This is a genomic window from Bacteroides oleiciplenus YIT 12058 (assembly GCF_000315485.1).
Lineage (GTDB): Bacteria > Bacteroidota > Bacteroidia > Bacteroidales > Bacteroidaceae > Bacteroides > Bacteroides oleiciplenus.
Genome location: NZ_JH992940.1, coordinates 1,296,279 through 1,314,748 on the forward strand (window position 1 = coordinate 1,296,279; position 18,470 = coordinate 1,314,748).

General features: G+C 44.6%; 15 protein-coding genes. 8 read left to right on the forward strand and 7 right to left on the reverse strand.

What is annotated here, in order from left to right:
* Positions 1 to 41: 41 nt before the first annotated feature.
* From HMPREF9447_RS05640 to HMPREF9447_RS05655, 4 genes are read right to left on the reverse strand one after another with little or no spacing between them, the layout of a single operon-like run.
* A complete protein-coding gene (locus tag HMPREF9447_RS05640; protein WP_009128734.1) occupies positions 42 to 1,595 on the reverse strand; it encodes a carboxypeptidase-like regulatory domain-containing protein in 1,554 nt (517 codons plus the stop codon).
* Positions 1,596 to 1,616: 21 nt separating this feature from the next.
* Positions 1,617 to 2,474, reverse strand: a complete 858-nt coding sequence (locus HMPREF9447_RS05645; RefSeq protein ID WP_009128735.1) for a FecR family protein — start codon at positions 2,472 to 2,474, stop codon at positions 1,617 to 1,619.
* Positions 2,471 to 3,022, reverse strand: a complete 552-nt coding sequence (locus HMPREF9447_RS05650; protein WP_009128736.1) for an RNA polymerase sigma-70 factor — start codon at positions 3,020 to 3,022, stop codon at positions 2,471 to 2,473. Before HMPREF9447_RS05650 ends, HMPREF9447_RS05645 begins: the two co-directional genes overlap by 4 nt.
* A gap of 49 nt (positions 3,023 to 3,071) precedes the next feature.
* On the reverse strand, positions 3,072 to 4,334 hold the full coding sequence (locus HMPREF9447_RS05655; protein WP_009128737.1) for a carboxypeptidase-like regulatory domain-containing protein: 1,263 nt from the start codon (positions 4,332 to 4,334) through the stop codon (positions 3,072 to 3,074).
* Positions 4,335 to 4,599: 265 nt separating this feature from the next.
* On the opposite strand from HMPREF9447_RS05655, the gene HMPREF9447_RS05660 reads away from it, so the two are divergent.
* Positions 4,600 to 5,064, forward strand: coding sequence for an N-acetylmuramoyl-L-alanine amidase (locus HMPREF9447_RS05660; protein WP_009128738.1), 465 nt, complete (start codon positions 4,600 to 4,602; stop codon positions 5,062 to 5,064).
* Between the two features lie 88 nt (positions 5,065 to 5,152).
* On the opposite strand, the gene HMPREF9447_RS05665 is transcribed toward HMPREF9447_RS05660, so the two are convergent.
* Positions 5,153 to 9,007, reverse strand: coding sequence for a TIM-barrel domain-containing protein (locus HMPREF9447_RS05665; protein ID WP_009128739.1), 3,855 nt, complete (start codon positions 9,005 to 9,007; stop codon positions 5,153 to 5,155).
* Positions 9,008 to 9,206: 199 nt separating this feature from the next.
* Complete coding sequence (dnaK, locus tag HMPREF9447_RS05670) at positions 9,207 to 11,129, reverse strand: molecular chaperone DnaK (RefSeq protein WP_009128741.1); 1,923 nt, start codon at positions 11,127 to 11,129, stop codon at positions 9,207 to 9,209.
* A 292-nt stretch (positions 11,130 to 11,421) separates the two neighbouring features.
* Here dnaK and HMPREF9447_RS05675 point away from each other — a divergent pair, with 292 nt between their 5' ends.
* The 4 genes from HMPREF9447_RS05675 to HMPREF9447_RS05690 all read left to right on the forward strand — a co-directional run bounded on the left by HMPREF9447_RS05675 (position 11,422) and on the right by HMPREF9447_RS05690 (position 14,528).
* Positions 11,422 to 12,855 carry an MATE family efflux transporter gene (locus tag HMPREF9447_RS05675; RefSeq protein ID WP_044137779.1) on the forward strand — a complete coding sequence of 478 codons (1,434 nt, stop codon included), beginning with the start codon at positions 11,422 to 11,424 and terminating at the stop codon, positions 12,853 to 12,855.
* Positions 12,794 to 13,369 carry a Crp/Fnr family transcriptional regulator gene (locus HMPREF9447_RS05680; protein WP_009128743.1) on the forward strand — a complete coding sequence of 192 codons (576 nt, stop codon included), beginning with the start codon at positions 12,794 to 12,796 and terminating at the stop codon, positions 13,367 to 13,369. Before HMPREF9447_RS05675 ends, HMPREF9447_RS05680 begins: the two co-directional genes overlap by 62 nt.
* A gap of 197 nt (positions 13,370 to 13,566) precedes the next feature.
* Positions 13,567 to 14,130, forward strand: a complete 564-nt coding sequence (locus HMPREF9447_RS05685; RefSeq protein WP_009128744.1) for a Crp/Fnr family transcriptional regulator — start codon at positions 13,567 to 13,569, stop codon at positions 14,128 to 14,130.
* Positions 14,131 to 14,201: 71 nt separating this feature from the next.
* On the forward strand, positions 14,202 to 14,528 hold the full coding sequence (locus HMPREF9447_RS05690) for a DMT family transporter (protein WP_009128745.1): 327 nt from the start codon (positions 14,202 to 14,204) through the stop codon (positions 14,526 to 14,528).
* Positions 14,529 to 14,590: 62 nt separating this feature from the next.
* Here HMPREF9447_RS05690 and HMPREF9447_RS05695 read toward each other — a convergent pair whose 3' ends face one another.
* Positions 14,591 to 15,382, reverse strand: a complete 792-nt coding sequence (locus tag HMPREF9447_RS05695) for an META domain-containing protein (RefSeq protein ID WP_009128746.1) — start codon at positions 15,380 to 15,382, stop codon at positions 14,591 to 14,593.
* 335 nt (positions 15,383 to 15,717) lie between these two features.
* On the opposite strand from HMPREF9447_RS05695, the gene HMPREF9447_RS05700 reads away from it, so the two are divergent.
* From HMPREF9447_RS05700 to recA, 3 genes are read left to right on the forward strand one after another with little or no spacing between them, the layout of a single operon-like run.
* Complete coding sequence (locus HMPREF9447_RS05700) at positions 15,718 to 16,911, forward strand: saccharopine dehydrogenase family protein (RefSeq protein ID WP_009128747.1); 1,194 nt, start codon at positions 15,718 to 15,720, stop codon at positions 16,909 to 16,911.
* 26 nt (positions 16,912 to 16,937) lie between these two features.
* On the forward strand, positions 16,938 to 17,384 hold the full coding sequence (bcp, locus tag HMPREF9447_RS05705; RefSeq protein WP_009128748.1) for a thioredoxin-dependent thiol peroxidase: 447 nt from the start codon (positions 16,938 to 16,940) through the stop codon (positions 17,382 to 17,384).
* 25 nt (positions 17,385 to 17,409) lie between these two features.
* Entirely contained in the window at positions 17,410 to 18,453 is a 1,044-nt protein-coding gene (recA, locus tag HMPREF9447_RS05710) for a recombinase RecA (protein ID WP_009128749.1), read from the forward strand.
* Positions 18,454 to 18,470 lie beyond the last annotated feature (17 nt).

The window sequence follows — 18,470 nt, forward strand, 5'->3', positions numbered from 1 at the left end:
TTATTGATTCCGGCTGCAAAATTACAACTATCCGGATAATCTTATTCTTCCTGCGGACCTATTTTTTCTATCTTTAACGCTACTTTCTCTATAATCTTACTGAGTTCCTCTTCCAGTGGAATGACATTGAAATCCTCCCAGAAGTTTTTGTCATACTTGAAGTCTTCCTCGGCAAGAACTGTACGTGTCGGCAGCCTTTCGGCACGTGGGAAACGAGTTACATTCTCATTGTCTACCCTGCATGTCACCATCTCAAACCATGTGTGCAGAATGGGATTGCTTGAGAAAGCACGTTTCCGCTTCATCCTGAAATACTGGTCGCCACGAATATGATGAATATAATAAGTCCCGTTCCAGGGCTTATAGGAGATGGTATATACTATTTTCTGGGCTGTCAGATTCACTTTCGGCGCCTGCCGGACTACAAAAATCCGCGTGGCTTTCTTGATGTATTTGGGCTGCATCTCAATACGGGCCTGCACCAAAGCCCCGTTTTCCGAGTCAATATACAGTGCTCCACAATAAAGCGGTTCCTTAACATCGTGCCTTTGCTCAAAATAGACCACATTAACACAACGGTCGTCTATGAATGTGATGTCGCCGGAGGTATATACATACGGATTATTCAATTCATCAACAGAGAAAAAATCCGGCAGGTCTTTCATTATGTCCAGTTGCAGGCAGGCCTGGATGCCGGCTCTTATCTTAGCCACCAGGCTGTCGGTACTTTCCCGGTTGTCAATCCGGCTCATCTTTAACAGCTTCACTTGGTCGAACGCATTCTTTTCTTTCAAAGAAGTCTTATATACCTTGAAGACAGCTTCCGTCAGGCTTTGGAATTTATTCTTCAACTGAACCCCCTCACGATAGAATGTAGTCAGATAGATGGGTTCCAATGAATAGTTTTCCTCCCGGCGTTCAAGCATTTCCCGTAGTAATTTCTTTGGTTCCACCAGCCTTATCAATACTTCCTGCAAAGGGACTACTTTAGGTTCCAGATTCAGCACATTGTCACGACCAACCAACGTAGCCGCTTCAATAGTCTGTGCCATATAGCCTAAATGCGAAAACGAGAGAGTGCTGTTTTTCAGGGAGTCCGGCAAGTGAAGCCGGAACTCCCCATCTTTATTTGAAATATTACCTATTGAAGTTCCTTGAACTATGACGGATGCATTGGATACGGGTTCGCCCGTTTCCTTATCCCTCAAAGTGCCGGTGATAGTAAAGAAAACCGATTGAGGTATTTTTGCCACCTTTTCTGTTCTTACAATCTTTTCCACAGGAGGCAGAATCAGGATATGCTGCCCTATAACTTTAAGTTCTAATCTCTTATTACCTATTATTTCGTAAATAGCCTGCCGGACAGTGCACTTTTTCCCTTTCGTCTTCACTACCGCATCATTGTCCACTACCTTACTGTCATAAACAAAAAGGTATCCGGATTGCTCCGAGACTTTCCCCAACAACGCATATACCGTCCCCTTCGCCCGGGGCAACCTGATGATACGGTCCAGCACATCTCCCCCCTCCGCTTTCATGCTACCGATAACGAGGAGCAGTCCTAAAAGGATGATGAGGAAACGATGCGGCTTCATTACTTTATATATTTGAGGTTATCATTCGGACAGAATCAACTTATCCCCTTCGCGGGAACACTTCAAAGCGAGTGCCCAGCAAATCAGTTCAGCCATCGCTTCGGGCGAACTGTCTTCAAACTCAATAGTCAGCTTCCGTTTGCCTAAAACGGATGAACCGGTCTTTATCTGCAAGTCAGAGGCTTCCGCATTCACTACCCGCAAGACGTCTTCCAGACACTCGTCCTTGAAACGTATATTCCTAGTGTAGCGTCCGAATGCGTCGAAATCCGTCGTCTCGCTCAGTTGCAACTGTTGCGCCTGCAGCGTAACGGTTTCTCCTGCGTTCACAAGCACGCTTTGCCCGCCTTGCTTCATAGATACCCTTACCTTGCCCCGCCTTACAGACAGTTTGAAAAGACCATCTTCATGGCTGCGGACATTGAAAGCCGTGCCCAGCACCTCTATCCGCACCTTTTCCGTCTCAATCAGGAAGGTTTGTTCTTGCTTTTTCGCCACGTCGAAGAAGGCTTCTCCCTGTAGGTTCACCATTCTTTTATCCGTAGCAAAATGTTCGGGATACTGCAAAGTGCTTTCTTGTGCCAGATAAACTACAGAACCATCTTCAAGGGTAGTGACCAGTGTAGATGCTTCCTTGTTCTCTTGTGTCACCAGGTTAAGGTCTATGTTTTCACTTCCCGGCACCAACCACAGGGTGGACGCCAGCCAGACAAAGCCCGCAATCACGGCAGCCGCCAGCGTTCCCCATTGCAGAAGAAGTTTGCGGCGCACTGCCCGTCCCCTCCCTGCTTCTGTCAGCAGGTGGTCTTCATCCAAACGGGCATACAAACGTTCCCATGCCTCATCCGTCTTTGTCCTATTTTTATTCACTTCAATCATTTCGTAAGAATATAATTATCAATTTCATTTCGTAAGGTTCGGAGTGCTTTCGTCATCTCAGCCTCTACCGTCTTAACGGACAGAGAGAGTTGCGAGGCAATCTCCGCATATTTCTTTCCTTCCATGCGATGCATTTCAAAAATCCGGAGCCTGCGCCCGGGCAGTTTATCAAGCGTGTGGCGAATCAGCCCCTGCAACTCTTCGTACTCCATTTGCCGATGAGGATCGGAAACCGGTTCCGTGGCATTGCCTGCCAATACATACTCACGATACCGTTCTTTGACCTCTTTGTGCTGGCAATATTGGAGAGCCTCATTACGCACTGATTTGTATAGATAGCTCTTTACAGACTGGAAAATCTGCAAGTGTTCCCGGTCTTTCCAAAAGACGTAGAACAATTCTTCCACTATTTCCTCGGCAACCTCCATCTCTCCCGTAATACCTGCGGCATACCAGCAAAGAGGGGAATAGTAACGACGGAAGATTTCCTCAAACGCCTTTATATCGCCCTCTTTTATTTTAGTCAGTATGAACAGTTCATTCAGCATATCCCGGAATTATTGTTGGTCTCCAAATATAAGCAAAACTATCTGAAATCTAACGCGATTGCTTTTTCAATTTGCTCACTGCATGCTCCAGAGACTCTGTAGGTTCAATAATATTGTATGCATTCCAGAAGTCTTCATTCCAATATACATCTACCATATCATAGAACACTTGTTTTTCCTTAAAAGCCTTCTTGCTGGGAATAGCCGCGAAGTTATTCTCCTTTCTGTCCGTCACCACCATTTCAGAAAATGCCGTGTAGCTTGAAGAGAACAAACGCTTTTTCCAGTCGCATTTGAAGCGGATTTCATTCCGGATATAGTTCAGGTACGTCTTTCCATTCTTTTCTTTATACGTCACCAGATAGGAAACTTCCTGCGGTCTGAAGCGCAGTCCGAGAGGCTTCTTGTGGAGAATAGCTTCCACAGCTTTCACCCTGTTCTGCATGTCCAGTGAGAATTCCGCACGGGTAAATGCCAGTTTCTCGAAGTCGATATAAAGCTTTCCGTAGAACAACGCATACATCAGGCTGACTCTGGGACGGAAACTTACCACATACTGCATACGGTTGTCCAGGTTCACAGGTTCCTCGATGTGAAAATCATAGTAATTCAGATTTTCCATACTCAGCAATGCATCCCCGTTCTTCACAATATCCAGATAGATGGACAGATTAGGGCCTCCCACTACCTTGACCGCCAGCGTATCGCTCGTCTTTTGGCTCAACAGGCGGCGCCCCCTCTGCAACTGCACTTTGTCACCCGCCGGGTCACGGTCACTGTAGGCTGTTTTAGACACATCTATAACAGCTTCCGACACACTGATGTAACGGCGCCTCTTCTGCACAGTTTCCCGATAGAATGCAGTCAGCAGGTTTTTATCTGCAGCATAGTTCACCGGGATTTTCTTAATAGCCTCTTCCACAAGAGCCCGGCCATTATTGCCGAAAATGACAATTTCACTCAGCAGATTAGGGGCAGGCAGCATCCAGATTGTCAGGTTGGATACATCTTTATTTTCCTTCAGGGAGATTTGAGTATTAAGATATCCGATATGGGAAACTTCCAATCCATGAACAACTTCCGCATCCTTAATCTTCAGAGAGAACACACCGTCAGCATTTGTAACGGTTCCGATATTCGTACCGGGAACAGACACATTCACGTTTTCCAGCTTCCGCTTGTTATCCTTATTCTTCACTACCCCTGTGATAGTGAAATAGCTTTCAACTTCGTCCTGTGCCCATAGAGGTGAAACGCCCAACAGCAAAAATGCCATCAACCACCCGACTGTAATTCCAACTAACTTTTTCATCTTCATATGATTTTAAAGGTGAACAATTCTTGTTTTCTACTTATAAGATCGTTCAGAACAGAAAAACCCTATCGATTTGCGAAGAAAAAAACAAGGAAAAAGTTTCCTATAGGAAATATTTCCAACAATCATCACTCAGACACCTAATAAGCAAAAGAATGTAAAAACAGCAAATAAGCCTTTGCAAATGTGAACATTGATTTAAACTTATTGTTCTCTTGCGATGAATAGACAAAGTATTCACCTTACAAAACATTTAACACCTATGAGAACAATTCATCTGATAGTCATTCATTGTTCCGCAACAAAGGAAAATGATACATTAACGGAAATGGAGTTAGAAAAATCGCACCGGCAACGTGGGTTAAATGGTACCGGCTACCATTATTATATCCGGAAGAACGGAGATATAAAGAACACACGTCCTATCCGAAAGCCGGGAGCGCATGCCAGAGGACATAATATTAGTAGCATTGCTATATGCTATGAAGGTGGCCTCAACCGCCACGGAGTACCCAAAGATACACGTACCGAATGGCAAAAACATTCTATGATAGTCCTGCTCAAAACACTTCTCATCGATTTCCCCAAATGCCACATCTGCGGACATCGTGATTTACCTCAAATGGCAGATGACAACTTACAGGTAGAGCCGGAATCATGGCTGGAAGAATGTCCCTGTTTTGACACAGCCAGAGAATATGGTTATTTGCAGGAAGGCCGATTCTAAATCTTCCGAAAGTAGCGCTTAAAACAGAAGAAGGTGCGTCAGATTGGTTTCTGATGCACCTTTTTCTATAATAAAATCTCGTTTCTTTTTAGAACGTATGCACATTCAATAGTTTGTCTACCAAGTATCCGTCTATCGCCTTCAAGTTGAAGGTTATTTTCCGCTTGGCTTTGAGCTTGATGATGAAGAGGTCACCGTCTCCCTCAAGCGTATCGCGCTCTCCTATGTTTACGAACGTAGGATACAATGACTTGGTACCATTGGTATGGAGCCTGTCATTGGTCAGGTTCTCCATCTCCTTCATACCCAGCGACTGTATACCTACAAATTCATAATCAGCAGGATCGTAAGGTAACGCAAAGCTGAGGGCATTCACAAAATGCAGATCGGTTCCCTTCACAAGTACTTCAACGATTTCATCTTTGGCATAAGCTTGTTTGGGCGTGCTGATGCTGAGGCTTCCTTCCACCTTCTCACCTCTTACGGCATCGGCACCGCCATCCAGTTGCGTGGCAACCACAGAGATGTCGTAGGCATCTATCAAACCGTTACGGTTCAAATCGCCGTTACTGATGTATCCTTCAAAGTCGGCATCACCACGTCTCAGTCCTGTGTAATTGATATAGGAGGTCAGATCATTTTCGTCAACCAACTTGTCGTTGTTGATGTCACCCGGCAGATAACTTTCCGTTTCAGGCACCCGAAAGACGTAGATCTCCTGTCCCGAACCATAATTACCCACAGCCTCAGTGATACTCATCTTAATATAACGGGCGGTAGGAGCTTGGGCAAAGGTGAATATCTTCACTTCATTATCGCGCTTCCAGTCGAAAGATCCCACATCGGTCCAGTTTTCTTTATCCATACTGTAGTACACATTACCTTTCAGCAGCGTTCCGTTTCCGGCATTCTCACGGGGCAGGTAGTGGAACTTCTCAACCTGGTTGATGGACTTCAAGTCCATAATCAAATCGAAGGGAACAGCTTTTTCATTATACTTGGTGTGCCACAATTCGCCTTCTTCAAAATCGAACAGACGGCGAAGCGAACGGCCCTGATTAGCAGCAGTAGTTTCCCCCACAATACCATGTATGGCAAATTCCAGCGGATCTTTCTTGGTAGTGGCGCTGAAAGATGACCAGTCAGACTGTCCGTCTTTGTTTACAGAACGTATTTTGAAACAATAATTTGTCTCCACGCTCAGACCATCAAACAATAATTCTGTATCTTTTATGGTGCTATAAATCATGCCATCAAATTCGATTTCATAATAATCTGCATTGTCCACCTTGTTCCAAGTCGGTTTCAGAGTATAGGCTGCAGCATTTTCTTCGGTCACCTGCGCCTGAGGGGCAACCAGTGAGCCCGAGGCTACCAGATAATTGTCCGCCGGAGCAAATATAAATCCGTCTATCTTCAATACTGTCGGGGCTGCCGTAATATCGGCAACAGCCAATCGGACAAGAAGTTGAGGGTTCTTGGTAATAACCTCTTTTTCGAACTCACTGCCTTTGGTGGCAAATTTATTCAGGTTTGGCTGGGCAGCGTAGAAGTAAACATCCTCTTTCCGAAGGAATTCGTCCATGCTGCCTGCTTCTGTAAGTTTAATCTTATTCTTGCCGATAGTTGCCGAAATCTTCTTAGGCTTTTCAGTTACATTAATTCTAAACTCGGTAGCTTTCTCTTTTACGAAACCGTCAAAATCACCCTGAGCCGGATGAATAGTAACTGTAACATTCCCTTTAGCGTTGACGTCGGATTCAATCACTGTACTTACGCCCTTACCTGAACGGTATTCTTCGGTCGTTCCATCATCATCATACTCGGTAAATGTGCTCTGTCCGCAAGGATAGAGTTCGTATATCCGCAGTTTTTTGTCTATTTCGTTAACATTGTTATGGGGGGATGTCATAGGAATAATGGCTCCTTTCTTCACGAATACGGGTAATTTCCAGAGTGGTGCAGCATAGTTATTGATGATGCGTCCGCCCTGATATACTTCACCGGAAAAATAATCGACCCATTCACCTTCGGGAAGATAAATACCGTTGCGGATGTCGTTACCTTGCCCATCTGCCTTGGTAGCCTGGTAAACAGGCGCTACCAGAAAATACGGACCATAGAGGAACTGATATTGAGTGGCTCTACCCAGTGTGTAAGCATTGGGATATTCCAGAAACATAGCCCGTATCATAGGCAGACCGTCCACTGATTCTCTGGCAATGCTGTAAGCATAAGGCATGATTTCCGATTTCAGTTTCAGATACCAGCGATTGATAGAAGTGGCTGGTTCGCCCAAAGCATGAGGATACTTTTCATTGGCTCCCCATCCGTCCATATTCAACTGCATCGGTGTGAAGGTTTTCCACTGAAAATCCCTGGTGTTGATTACCGGATTCTTTCCACCGAAAATACCGTCCATATCAGAACAGATATTGGGGTTACCCGACAGCCCCGAACCGATATAAGTCGGGATGTGGAAGCGGATGTACTCCCAAACACCTCCGGTCTGGTCGCCCGACCAGATACCGGCATAGCGTTGTGTACCGGCCCAACCATCGAGGGAGATAATGAAGGGACGGGCATCATTGCCATAGTAAGACATAATCTGTGCTACGTCCGTGATGCCGTTCAGTCCAAAGGAATATCCGGCACCTACCCAGGCAACGTCGGTTTTCAGTACACGTACACCTGCATCACGCACCTCTTTTACAATATCACGTTGCAACAAAGCGCTGATACCCTCTTTAGGATGGAGGTCGGACTGTGTCCACAGACCTATTTCCACACCATTCTTACGGGCATAACCTGTCAAATTCTTCAAGTTCCGAATATTACCGTCCAATGTTTCCGTCTGACCGTAACCAGCTCCGTAGCCATCATTAGGTAACAGCCAACCCAGTGGCATGTCATGGTTCTTGTAACGATCTATCACAGCGCGTGCCGAGAATTGGTAATTATCCTTTTCCCCATTCAATGATTCTTTGATACCGCCATTATCTTTCTGGCTTTCTTTGTAGCGTTTCCCGTCTTCAAACAAGATGCCATTTTCGTCTTCTTTCCAGTAGTCACGGTTGTAAGCATTCAGATGTCCTTGGTAGAAACCGAACTTCGGTATCAGTACAGGATGTCCAGTCAGTTGGTAATAGTCGTTTAACAAAGAAGTAGCACCATCATTGACCATGATAAAGAGGTCAAGATAGGTCGTTTGGTGAAACAGCTTCACAATGCCCTTCTCTTCTCTTCCGAAGTCGTAGACTCCTCTTTTGAAAGTATACCACATCAAACCGTAACCACCTGTCGACCAATAAAATGGATTAGGCGATGCTACGCCACCATCCGTCCAGCTATTTTGATTTTCAATAGAGATCGCTTTGCCCTTGTGCGAGAAACGTCCATTCTGCACACCACCACCATAGAAATATTCCTGCGAGGTTTCTTTCAGTTTCAGGGTGACCCTTTCTTTGTCAAAAAGAACGGGTTCAGCCTGTTCCAGCACAGTAGTTCCTGTTTCAAGGTTAGTGACTTTCATCAATGTAGTGTTTTTATCGAACTCTACTTTAATCTTTCCAGTAATGATGGAGATGGAATCGGCATTGTTTTTAAGATCCAATTGCGACACATCTCTACGTGGTTGGCTTACGAGAATTTTAGCTTCCGGCTTTGCTTCCGGATCCCTAAGCATTCCGCCCGAATTATCCTGAAACATTCTGAAAATATTCTCTCCGTAGAAATCGAGTGTCATGCGTTGATGGTTAGAAAATAAGATGTCAACCGCAGCCGGGTTGATTTTTACTACATTGACAATTTTAGTTTCTTGTTGCGTTGTTCCGATATTACTTTCTTCTACCGCATACGCAGGCAGGCAGGATAGCGTACAAGAGAGTAGAAAAGTAAACGATAATGCCTTGAATTTCCTACAGTAGTTAATTGATTTGTTCATGTCTTTTTCTTTAATATATTAAGGTTATGAATGTCTTCTTCAATCAAAGGTAAATAAATTATCATGTAAGGCAAAATATCAGATATAAAAATAATAGATTTCTTTTTGCAAAAGGAAAAAGGTATCAAAAAAAGGGAAAAGCCATAAATCATAGATTTACAGCTTTTCCCTTTAATATACTTAGTTTATCTAACTAATCTTACTTCACCTCTTCGAAGTCCGCATCCTGCACATTGTCACCGTGCTTACTATTATCCTGAGCACCGCCAGCTTGTTGTCCGCCATTCATATCCGGACCAGCCTGAGCACCACCTTGGGCACCGCTCTGTGCATACATCTCAGCGCTTGCAGCCTGAAATGCAGTATTCAATTCTGCCATGGCGGTATCCACTGCAGCTAAATCCTGTGCCTTGTGAGCATCTTTCAGTTTCTGCAAAGCAGCTTCAATCGGAGCTTTCTTATCAGCCGGTAATTTATCACCCAGCTCTTTCAACTGATTTTCAGTAGTGAAAATCATTGAGTCAGCCTGATTCAGCTTGTCAATCTTTTCACGTTCTTTCTTGTCAGCTTCTGCGTTAGCTTCTGCCTCAGCTTTCATCTTTTCAATTTCTTCCTTGCTCAAACCACTGGAAGCCTCGATACGGATAGCTTGTTCCTTACCGGTAGCCTTATCTTTGGCAGATACCTTCAAGATACCGTTAGCATCGATATCGAACGTTACCTCAATCTGAGGAACACCACGACGTGCCGGAGCAATACCTGTCAGGTTGAACTGACCGATAGATTTGTTTTGTGCAGCCATCGGACGTTCACCCTGCAATACATGGATGGTAACTTCCGTCTGGTTGTCGGCAGCCGTAGAGAAGGTTTCGCTCTTCTTACACGGAATAGTGGTATTAGCATCAATCAGCTTCGTCATTACACCACCCAGAGTTTCGATACCCATAGACAGCGGAGTAACATCCAGCAATACCACACCTTTAATCTCATCCGTCAATACAGCACCCTGCACAGCAGCACCCACAGCTACTACTTCATCTGGGTTCACACCTTTGGAAGGAGCCTTTCCGAAGAAGTCTTCAACCAACTTCTGTACAGCCGGAATACGAGAAGAACCACCTACAAGGATTACTTCGTCAATATCAGCATTGTTCAAACCAGCGTCAGACATAGCCTTCTTACAGGGTTCCAAACAAGCCTGAATCAAATTGTGAGCCAGAGCTTCAAACTTAGCACGGGTCAAAGTCTTAACCAAGTGCTTGGGCACACCACCTACCGGCATGATATACGGCAAGTTGATTTCGGTGCTTGTAGAAGAAGACAATTCAATCTTAGCCTTTTCAGCAGCCTCTTTCAAACGTTGCATAGCCATCGGGTCCTGAGTCAGGTCAGCACCTTCGTCGTTCTTGAATTCTTCTACCAACCAATTGATGATTACATGGTCAAAGTCATCCCCCCCAAGGTGAGTATCACCATTCGTTGACAAAACTTCAAACACACCGCCACCGAATTCAAGGACAGAGATATCAAATGTACCACCACCAAGGTCGAATACGGCAACCTTCATATCTTTGTTCGCTTTATCGATACCGTAAGCCAAGGCAGCAGCTGTCGGTTCGTTCACGATACGCTTCACTTCCAGACCGGCAATCTGACCGGCTTCTTTGGTAGCCTGACGCTGAGAATCGGAGAAGTAAGCCGGAACGGTAATAACAGCTTCCGTCACTTCTTGTCCCAAATAGTCCTCAGCAGTCTTCTTCATTTTCTGAAGAATCATGGCTGAAATTTCCTGCGGAGTATACAGACGACCATCTATATCTACACGCGGCATATTGTTGTCACCCTTCACCACCTTGTAAGGCATGCGGGCTATTTCTTTTTGTACCTGGTCCCATGATTCACCCATGAAACGTTTGATTGAGAACACGGTTCTCGTCGGGTTCGTGATAGCCTGACGTTTTGCAGGGTCACCCACTTTACGCTCGCCACCATCTACGAATGCTACGATAGACGGAGTAGTGCGTTTTCCTTCACTGTTTGCAATTACTACAGGCTCGTTTCCTTCAAATACAGAAACGCAAGAGTTTGTAGTTCCTAAGTCAATACCAATAATTTTTCCCATGATCGTTACTATTTTATTTGTTATTATTCAAGTTTCATCTCGCCTGCCTCAGCAGCAGACGCCAATAGAAAGACAAACGTCGTGCCAAAATGTTCAGAGGGATTGTAATTTTATCGCTTGGCAGGAATGCTGTCAGTTTGGCAGAATTTCTCTTCACTTTTCTGTCGAAAATTACCATTTGTTAATCGTTGTCCTATATAAATGCGCTACTTTTGCAGACTGAAAACAAGATGAGCTACCAACGATGGATATTTTCGTCCGTAAACACAGCGAAACAACTTGTAATTTAATTATGGAAAGAGATAACATTGATTTTAAAAACATGAACATTGCGGCATTGTTCCGCAAATTATTACTCCCTACTGTACTGGGCATGATATTTTCCGCCTTATTTGTAATTACAGACGGGATATTCGTAGGAAAAGGCATTGGCAGTGACGCACTTGCAGCAGTAAACATTGTGTCACCATTATGGTTATTCTCCACCGGTGTCGGGTTGATGTTTGGTGTAGGAGCCTCTGTTGTGGCATCCATCCACCTATCTCATGGAAAGGTGAAAGCCGCCCGCATCAATATCACACAGTCTATAGTCGTATCTTCACTATTATTACTAACAACCTCTACCCTATTCTGCTGCTTTGCTCCGCAGGTAGTGCAGCTATTGGGCGGTTCGGAACGGCTGGCTCCATTAGCAATAGAATATATGGTGTGGTTTGTCCCGTTTTCGGCGTTTACCGCCCTGCTCAACTCTGGCATGTTCTTCCTGCGCCTGAATGGTTCGCCCAACTTTGCTATGATATGCAACGTAGTGGCTGCCGTCCTGAACATCATTCTTGATTACCTGTTCATCTTCCATTTTGGCTGGGGAATGTTTGGTGCGGCCATTGCCAGTGCCATCGGTACTACGGTTGGCGCACTGATGATAATCGTCTACCTCTCCCGTCGCCAATGTGCCTTACGCTTCTACCCGGTGAAACTAAGCCGCAAAAGTATGCAACTGACCCGCCGCAACATAGGCTACATGTGCCGTTTAGGTTCCTCCGCATTCCTGTGCGAAGTCGCTATTGCCTGTATGATGTTTGTTGGCAATATCGTATTCATACACTATCTGAAAGAAGAAGGTGTGGCAGCATTCAGCATTGCCTGCTACTTCTTCCCTATTATATTTATGGTGTACAATGCCATTGCCCAGTCGGCACAACCCATCATCAGTTACAACCACGGACTTCACGAAGAAACCCGCGTCCGCCGAGCCTACCTGTTGGCACTAAAAACAGCCATCAGTTGCGGTGCAGCCTTTGCGCTGATAACAGCATTATTCAGCCCGGAGATTGTCTCCATGTTCATAGACCGCAGTTATCCGGCTTACGAAATAGCCAGTAAAGGACTTCCTTTTTATGCTACCGGCTTTGTATTCTTCGCCGTCAACATTGTTTCCATCGGATATTTCCAAAGTGTGGAACGTGCACGATATGCCACTGTCATCACCCTACTGCGTGGCTTTGTCCTGTTGACAACCTGTTTTTTCGGTCTTCCCCTGCTCCTTGGCAATCCGGGCATCTGGCTGGCAACCCCGTTAGCAGAGTTACTTACCACCCTCTTCATACTCATTATTTATATAAGAGCGAAAAGGAAGCGCAAAAAAAATATAGTATCTTTGCCACATGGAAACGATGATAAAGAAATTCTGCCAAAGATACAGACTCCCGGAAGAAAGCCTGCGTGAACTTTTGTCACACATGACAGAATATCATTTCGGCAAAGGGGAAACAATCGTAAAAGAAGGGGAACGCAATACTAATTTCTACATTTTAAAGAAAGGTATCTGGCGTTCTTATTATATGATGGATGGAACCGAAAGTTCCCTCTGGTTTGCCGGAACAGGCGAGATAGCCTTTTGCTCCTGGGGATACGTCAACAATGAAATTTCTTTGGTCAATATTGAATCTGTGAATGAGAGCACTGCCTACTGCATCGCTAAATCCGCTCTGGAGGAACTCTTCAATCAATCCATTAAATTAGCCAATTTCGGCAGAAAGGTTTTTGAACAGGAAGTCCTGCTCATTGATGGTTACACAGTGGCATACGGCACCCCCAGTGCCAAGGAACGCTATCTGACTTTAATGGAAGAGAACCCGGAACTATTGCAAGATGTTCCGCTGAAGCATCTTGCATCGTACCTATATATCACACCACAATCTTTGAGCAGAATACGGGCAGGTCTGAAAAGAAGGAAATAATTCTGCAGAACTTTTATAGGATTAATAGTCTCTTTACCCCTTCCTGACTATACCCGGTCCTTACTTGCTCCGTACATTCTCCTTACTTGCTCCGTGTAGAGGTACTTCTAAGTGGAGAATGTACGGAGCAAGTAAGACTCAGATACGATCCGGGTACGAACCGGATATCTTAAAAAAAGACATTAAATTGCACCCATATGGATATAAACCAGATTATCGATAACATAGGCATCCTCCCGGAATCATCGAGAAATGCGTTGAAGGAGATTATTACTGAGGCTACTTACCCCAAGGGACATATACTGTTCAGAGCGGATAAAGTAGAGACAAAAGTATATTTCATCAAGCGGGGGATTGTGCGTGCTTACACTGAGATGGAGGATAACGAAATCACATTTTGGTTCGGACGTGAAGGAGATACAGTAGTTTCGATGAAAAGCTATGTGAACGGCCGGAAAGGTTATGAGAATATAGAACTTCTGGAAGAATGCGAATTGTATGAGGTGAAGAAACAAGCCTTGCACGAACTCTTCCGCAAAGACATACACATAGCCAACTGGGGAAGGGAATTTGCAGAACAAGAATTGCTCAAAACCGAAGAGCGGTTCATCAGCAGGCAATTCAAAACATCCACGGAACGTTACAGGGAACTGATGAATAACAACCCTGATCTGCTACAAAGAGTACAGTTAGGATATATTGCTTCATATCTGGGCATCACTCAGGTCAGCCTGAGCCGCATCCGGGCGAAGTTCCGGTAAAATCACTTTTTATCATTTGTTAAACGGGAAGTCAAAGCAATTCATAACCTTTGTACTCAAATACAAAAATTATGAGTTGGATATATTTAGTTATTGCCGGACTGTTTGAAGTGGCATTTACATCGTGCATAGGCAAAGTGAAAGAAACAACCGGGAGCGAGATGTACTGGTGGCTGACCGGTTTCCTGATTTCTATGAGTATCAGCATGTATTTGTTGATAAAAGCAACGCAAATCCTACCTATCGGTACGGCTTACGCAGTATGGACGGGAATAGGCGCAGTGGGAACCGTATTGGCGGGTATATTGATATCCAAAGAGCCTGCCACTGTATGGAGAATGTTTTTTATTGTAACACTGATCGGCTCGATTATCGGACTGAAAGTTGTATCACATTAAAACAAAAACAGGGTGCCAATCGAACATTGACACCCTGTTTTTTTATCTTCTGATTATCTGAATCACTTCTTCACCAGCACCATCACCAGCGTATTGCTTGCATCGTAAAGTCCGATGCCTCCGCCTGCCAGTTTGCCAAAAGACTTCACTTCATTCAGCGCTTTCATCACACGGCCTTCCACTTCCATATCCGGGCAGGCCATCATAGTGCTTACAAGTTGCGGAAAAGAGATGGCAGATGAATTTTCATTATCTGCAACAAATCCGCCATTGATAAGATTACAACCGGCATTGCCATGTACTCTTTTTTCAGCAAGGTTGAATTCTATAAACGGTTGCTTTTCCATTCCTTCGGGAATAGCCTGACCGCCAGCTTCGGAAATCATCCACTTACCACTTAAATCTGATAGTTTCACTGTAGGAGCTTTCTTTTGTAATACAATAATAGGACGATTGGATGAACCGCACAAAGCCATGTTCTCTTTGCCCAATTTTTTATACTTCTTCACCTGTCCTAAAGCAGACAAAACGTTTTGTTCCAACGTCATGTCCGGACAAGCCATACGTGTGCTTGCCATGGCTCCAAGGTCAATCGTACCGGGTTTAGCATTCACGTCGAATGAACCCATCATACGATTACAACCACTGTTACCGAATACTTTTCCGGTAGATGTGTCAAAGCCTATAAAGGGAAATTCCTGATTAGGAGCGGGAACTACGGCAGTGCCGTTGATTTCTATGATATTCCATTCGCCACTGATGGAAGACAGCGTCGCAGCATCTTTGGACGAGCGACAAGATGACAAAGCTACCAAAGCCCCTGCCATACAGAGAGAAACAAATACTTTCTTCATTGTTATTCGTTGTTTAAGTTAATTTTCGCGGGACAAATATAGTACAAAACGAGCGCATAAGCAAATTTATTTGTATTATGCTGAGGTGCAGCCTATATTCGCAAAGCCTATATATGTAAAATAACCCAAATGCAAGCAGTTTGTTTGAAAATAGATGCTATTTCTAAAAAGTATTTAGCAGGATTTTAATGTTTATCTGCGAATTAAATCCTATATTTGCTCACCAATAAAAAAGAGGTTATCCTAAGCGGAAACCCACTTAGTATATTATGGAGACGGCATAATGCCATCCTTTAGTTTATAATTTGTAACTCGTAAATTTGTAATCAAAAGAAATGGGTAAAGTTCTTATTATCGGTGCAGGCGGTGTAGGTACCGTTGTTGCGCACAAAGTGGCTCAAAATCCTGATGTATTCACTGATATCATGATTGCCAGCCGCACAAAGTCCAAATGCGACGCTATCGTTAAAGCAATCGGTAACCCAAACATCCGGACCGCACAGGTGGATGCCGACAATGTGGACGAACTGGTAGCTCTTTTTAATACCTTCAAGCCCGAAATCGTCATAAACGTAGCACTCCCCTATCAAGACCTCACCATCATGGAAGCTTGTCTGAAAAGTGGAGTCAACTATCTGGATACAGCCAACTATGAGCCGAAAGATGTGGCTCATTTTGAGTACAGTTGGCAGTGGGCATACAAGAAACGTTTCGAAGATGCCGGACTGACAGCCATCCTCGGTTGTGGTTTCGATCCGGGTGTAAGTGGTATCTATACCGCCTACGCCGCCAAACATTATTTCGACGAAATGCAATATCTGGACATCGTAGACTGTAATGCCGGTAATCATCACAAAGCATTTGCCACTAACTTTAATCCGGAAATCAACATCCGCGAAATTACCCAGAACGGTCGTTTCTATGAGAATGGCGAATGGGTAACTACCAAACCACTGGAAATTCACAAAGATCTGACGTATCCGAACATCGGACCGCGCGATTCTTATTTGTTATATCACGAAGAACTGGAATCTTTGGTGAAAAACTTCCCCACCATTAAGCGTGCACGTTTCTGGATGACGTTTGGTCAGGAATATCTGACTCACTTACGCGTAATCCAAAATATAGGCATGGCACGTATCGATGAAGTGGATTATAACGGAGTGAAGATTGTTCCGCTGCAATTCCTGAAAGCCGTGTTGCCTAATCCGCAAGACTTGGGCGAGAACTACGAAGGAGAAACTTCCATCGGTTGCCGCATCCGTGGTCTGAAAGATGGAAAAGAACGTACTTACTACGTTTACAATAATTGTAGTCATCAGGAAGCTTATAAAGAAACAGGCATGCAGGGCGTAAGCTACACAACAGGCGTTCCTGCCATGATAGGCGCCATGATGTTCATGAAAGGCTTGTGGAAGAAACCGGGCGTATGGAATGTGGAAGAGTTTAATCCGGACCCGTTCATGGAACAATTGAACAAACAGGGATTGCCTTGGCATGAAGTGTTTGACGGAGAACTGGAAGTATAAATTCTTCATTCTTAATTTAATAGATTATGCAAGTCGGAGATAAAGCGCCCGAAGTATTGGGCATCAACGAAAAAGGCAAAGAAATCCGCCTCAGTGACTATAAAGGGAAAAAGATAGTTCTTTATTTCTATCCCAAAGATATGACTTCAGGCTGCACGGCGCAAGCCTGCAACCTACGCGATAACTATTCGGAACTGCGCAAAGCCGGTTACGAAGTTGTCGGTGTAAGCGTGGATAACGAAAAGTCGCATCAGAAGTTTATAGAGAAAAACGAACTACCCTTCACTCTCATTGCAGACACGGATAAGAAGCTCGTGGAACAATTCGGAGTATGGGGAGAGAAAAGCATGTACGGACGCAAGTATATGGGAACTTTCCGCACTACCTTCATTATTAATGAAGAAGGGGTGATAGAGCGTATCATTACGCCCAAGGAAGTGAAAACCAAGGATCACGCCGCACAAATATTATAGAAAACTCTAAATAGTAAAAAGCAATATGGCAAAGAAAGACGAACTTATTTTTGAAAACGAAAATGGCAGCAAGATGGCATCCAGCGAGAAGTTGAAAGCCCTGCAAGCTGCCATGGACAAGATAGAAAAGAGCTTTGGCAAGGGTTCTATCATGAAAATGGGCGACGGCATCGTCGAACAAGTAGAAGTAATCCCCACTGGCTCTATCGGACTGAACGTAGCACTTGGTGTTGGCGGTTATCCGCGTGGACGTATCATCGAGATTTACGGTCCGGAGTCATCTGGTAAAACGACTCTGGCCATCCACGCCATTGCTGAAGCACAAAAGGCTGGTGGTATAGCTGCATTCATTGATGCAGAACATGCTTTCGACCGTTTCTACGCTGCCAAACTGGGTGTAGATGTAGATAATCTCTTCATTTCCCAGCCGGACAATGGTGAACAAGCATTGGAAATTGCAGAACAGTTAATTCGCTCCTCAGCTATCGACATCATCGTCATCGACTCCGTAGCCGCCTTAACTCCAAAAGCAGAAATAGAAGGCGATATGGGCGAGAACAAGGTAGGTCTGCAAGCCCGGCTTATGTCACAGGCGTTGCGTAAACTGACCGGTACTGTCAGCAAGACACGCACCACTTGCATCTTCATCAACCAATTGCGTGAAAAGATTGGTGTCATGTTCGGCAATCCCGAAACAACGACCGGTGGTAATGCACTGAAATTCTATGCATCCGTACGTATCGATATTCGCGGAAGCCAAGCCATAAAAAATGGTGAGGAAGTTCTTGGCAAGCAAACTAAAGTAAAGGTTGTAAAGAATAAAGTGGCTCCTCCTTTCCGTCGTGCTGAATTCGACATCATGTTCGGTGAAGGCATCTCACGTGCCGGTGAAATCATCGATTTGGGTGCAGACTTGGGTATCATCAAAAAAAGCGGCTCTTGGTTCAGCTACAACGACACTAAGATTGCCCAGGGACGTGATGCAGCTAAACAGGTCATCCTTGATAATCCGGAATTGGCAGAGGAACTGGAAGGATTGATTTTTGAAGCATTAAAGAAAGACAAGTAGTCTCTACAATAAAGGGG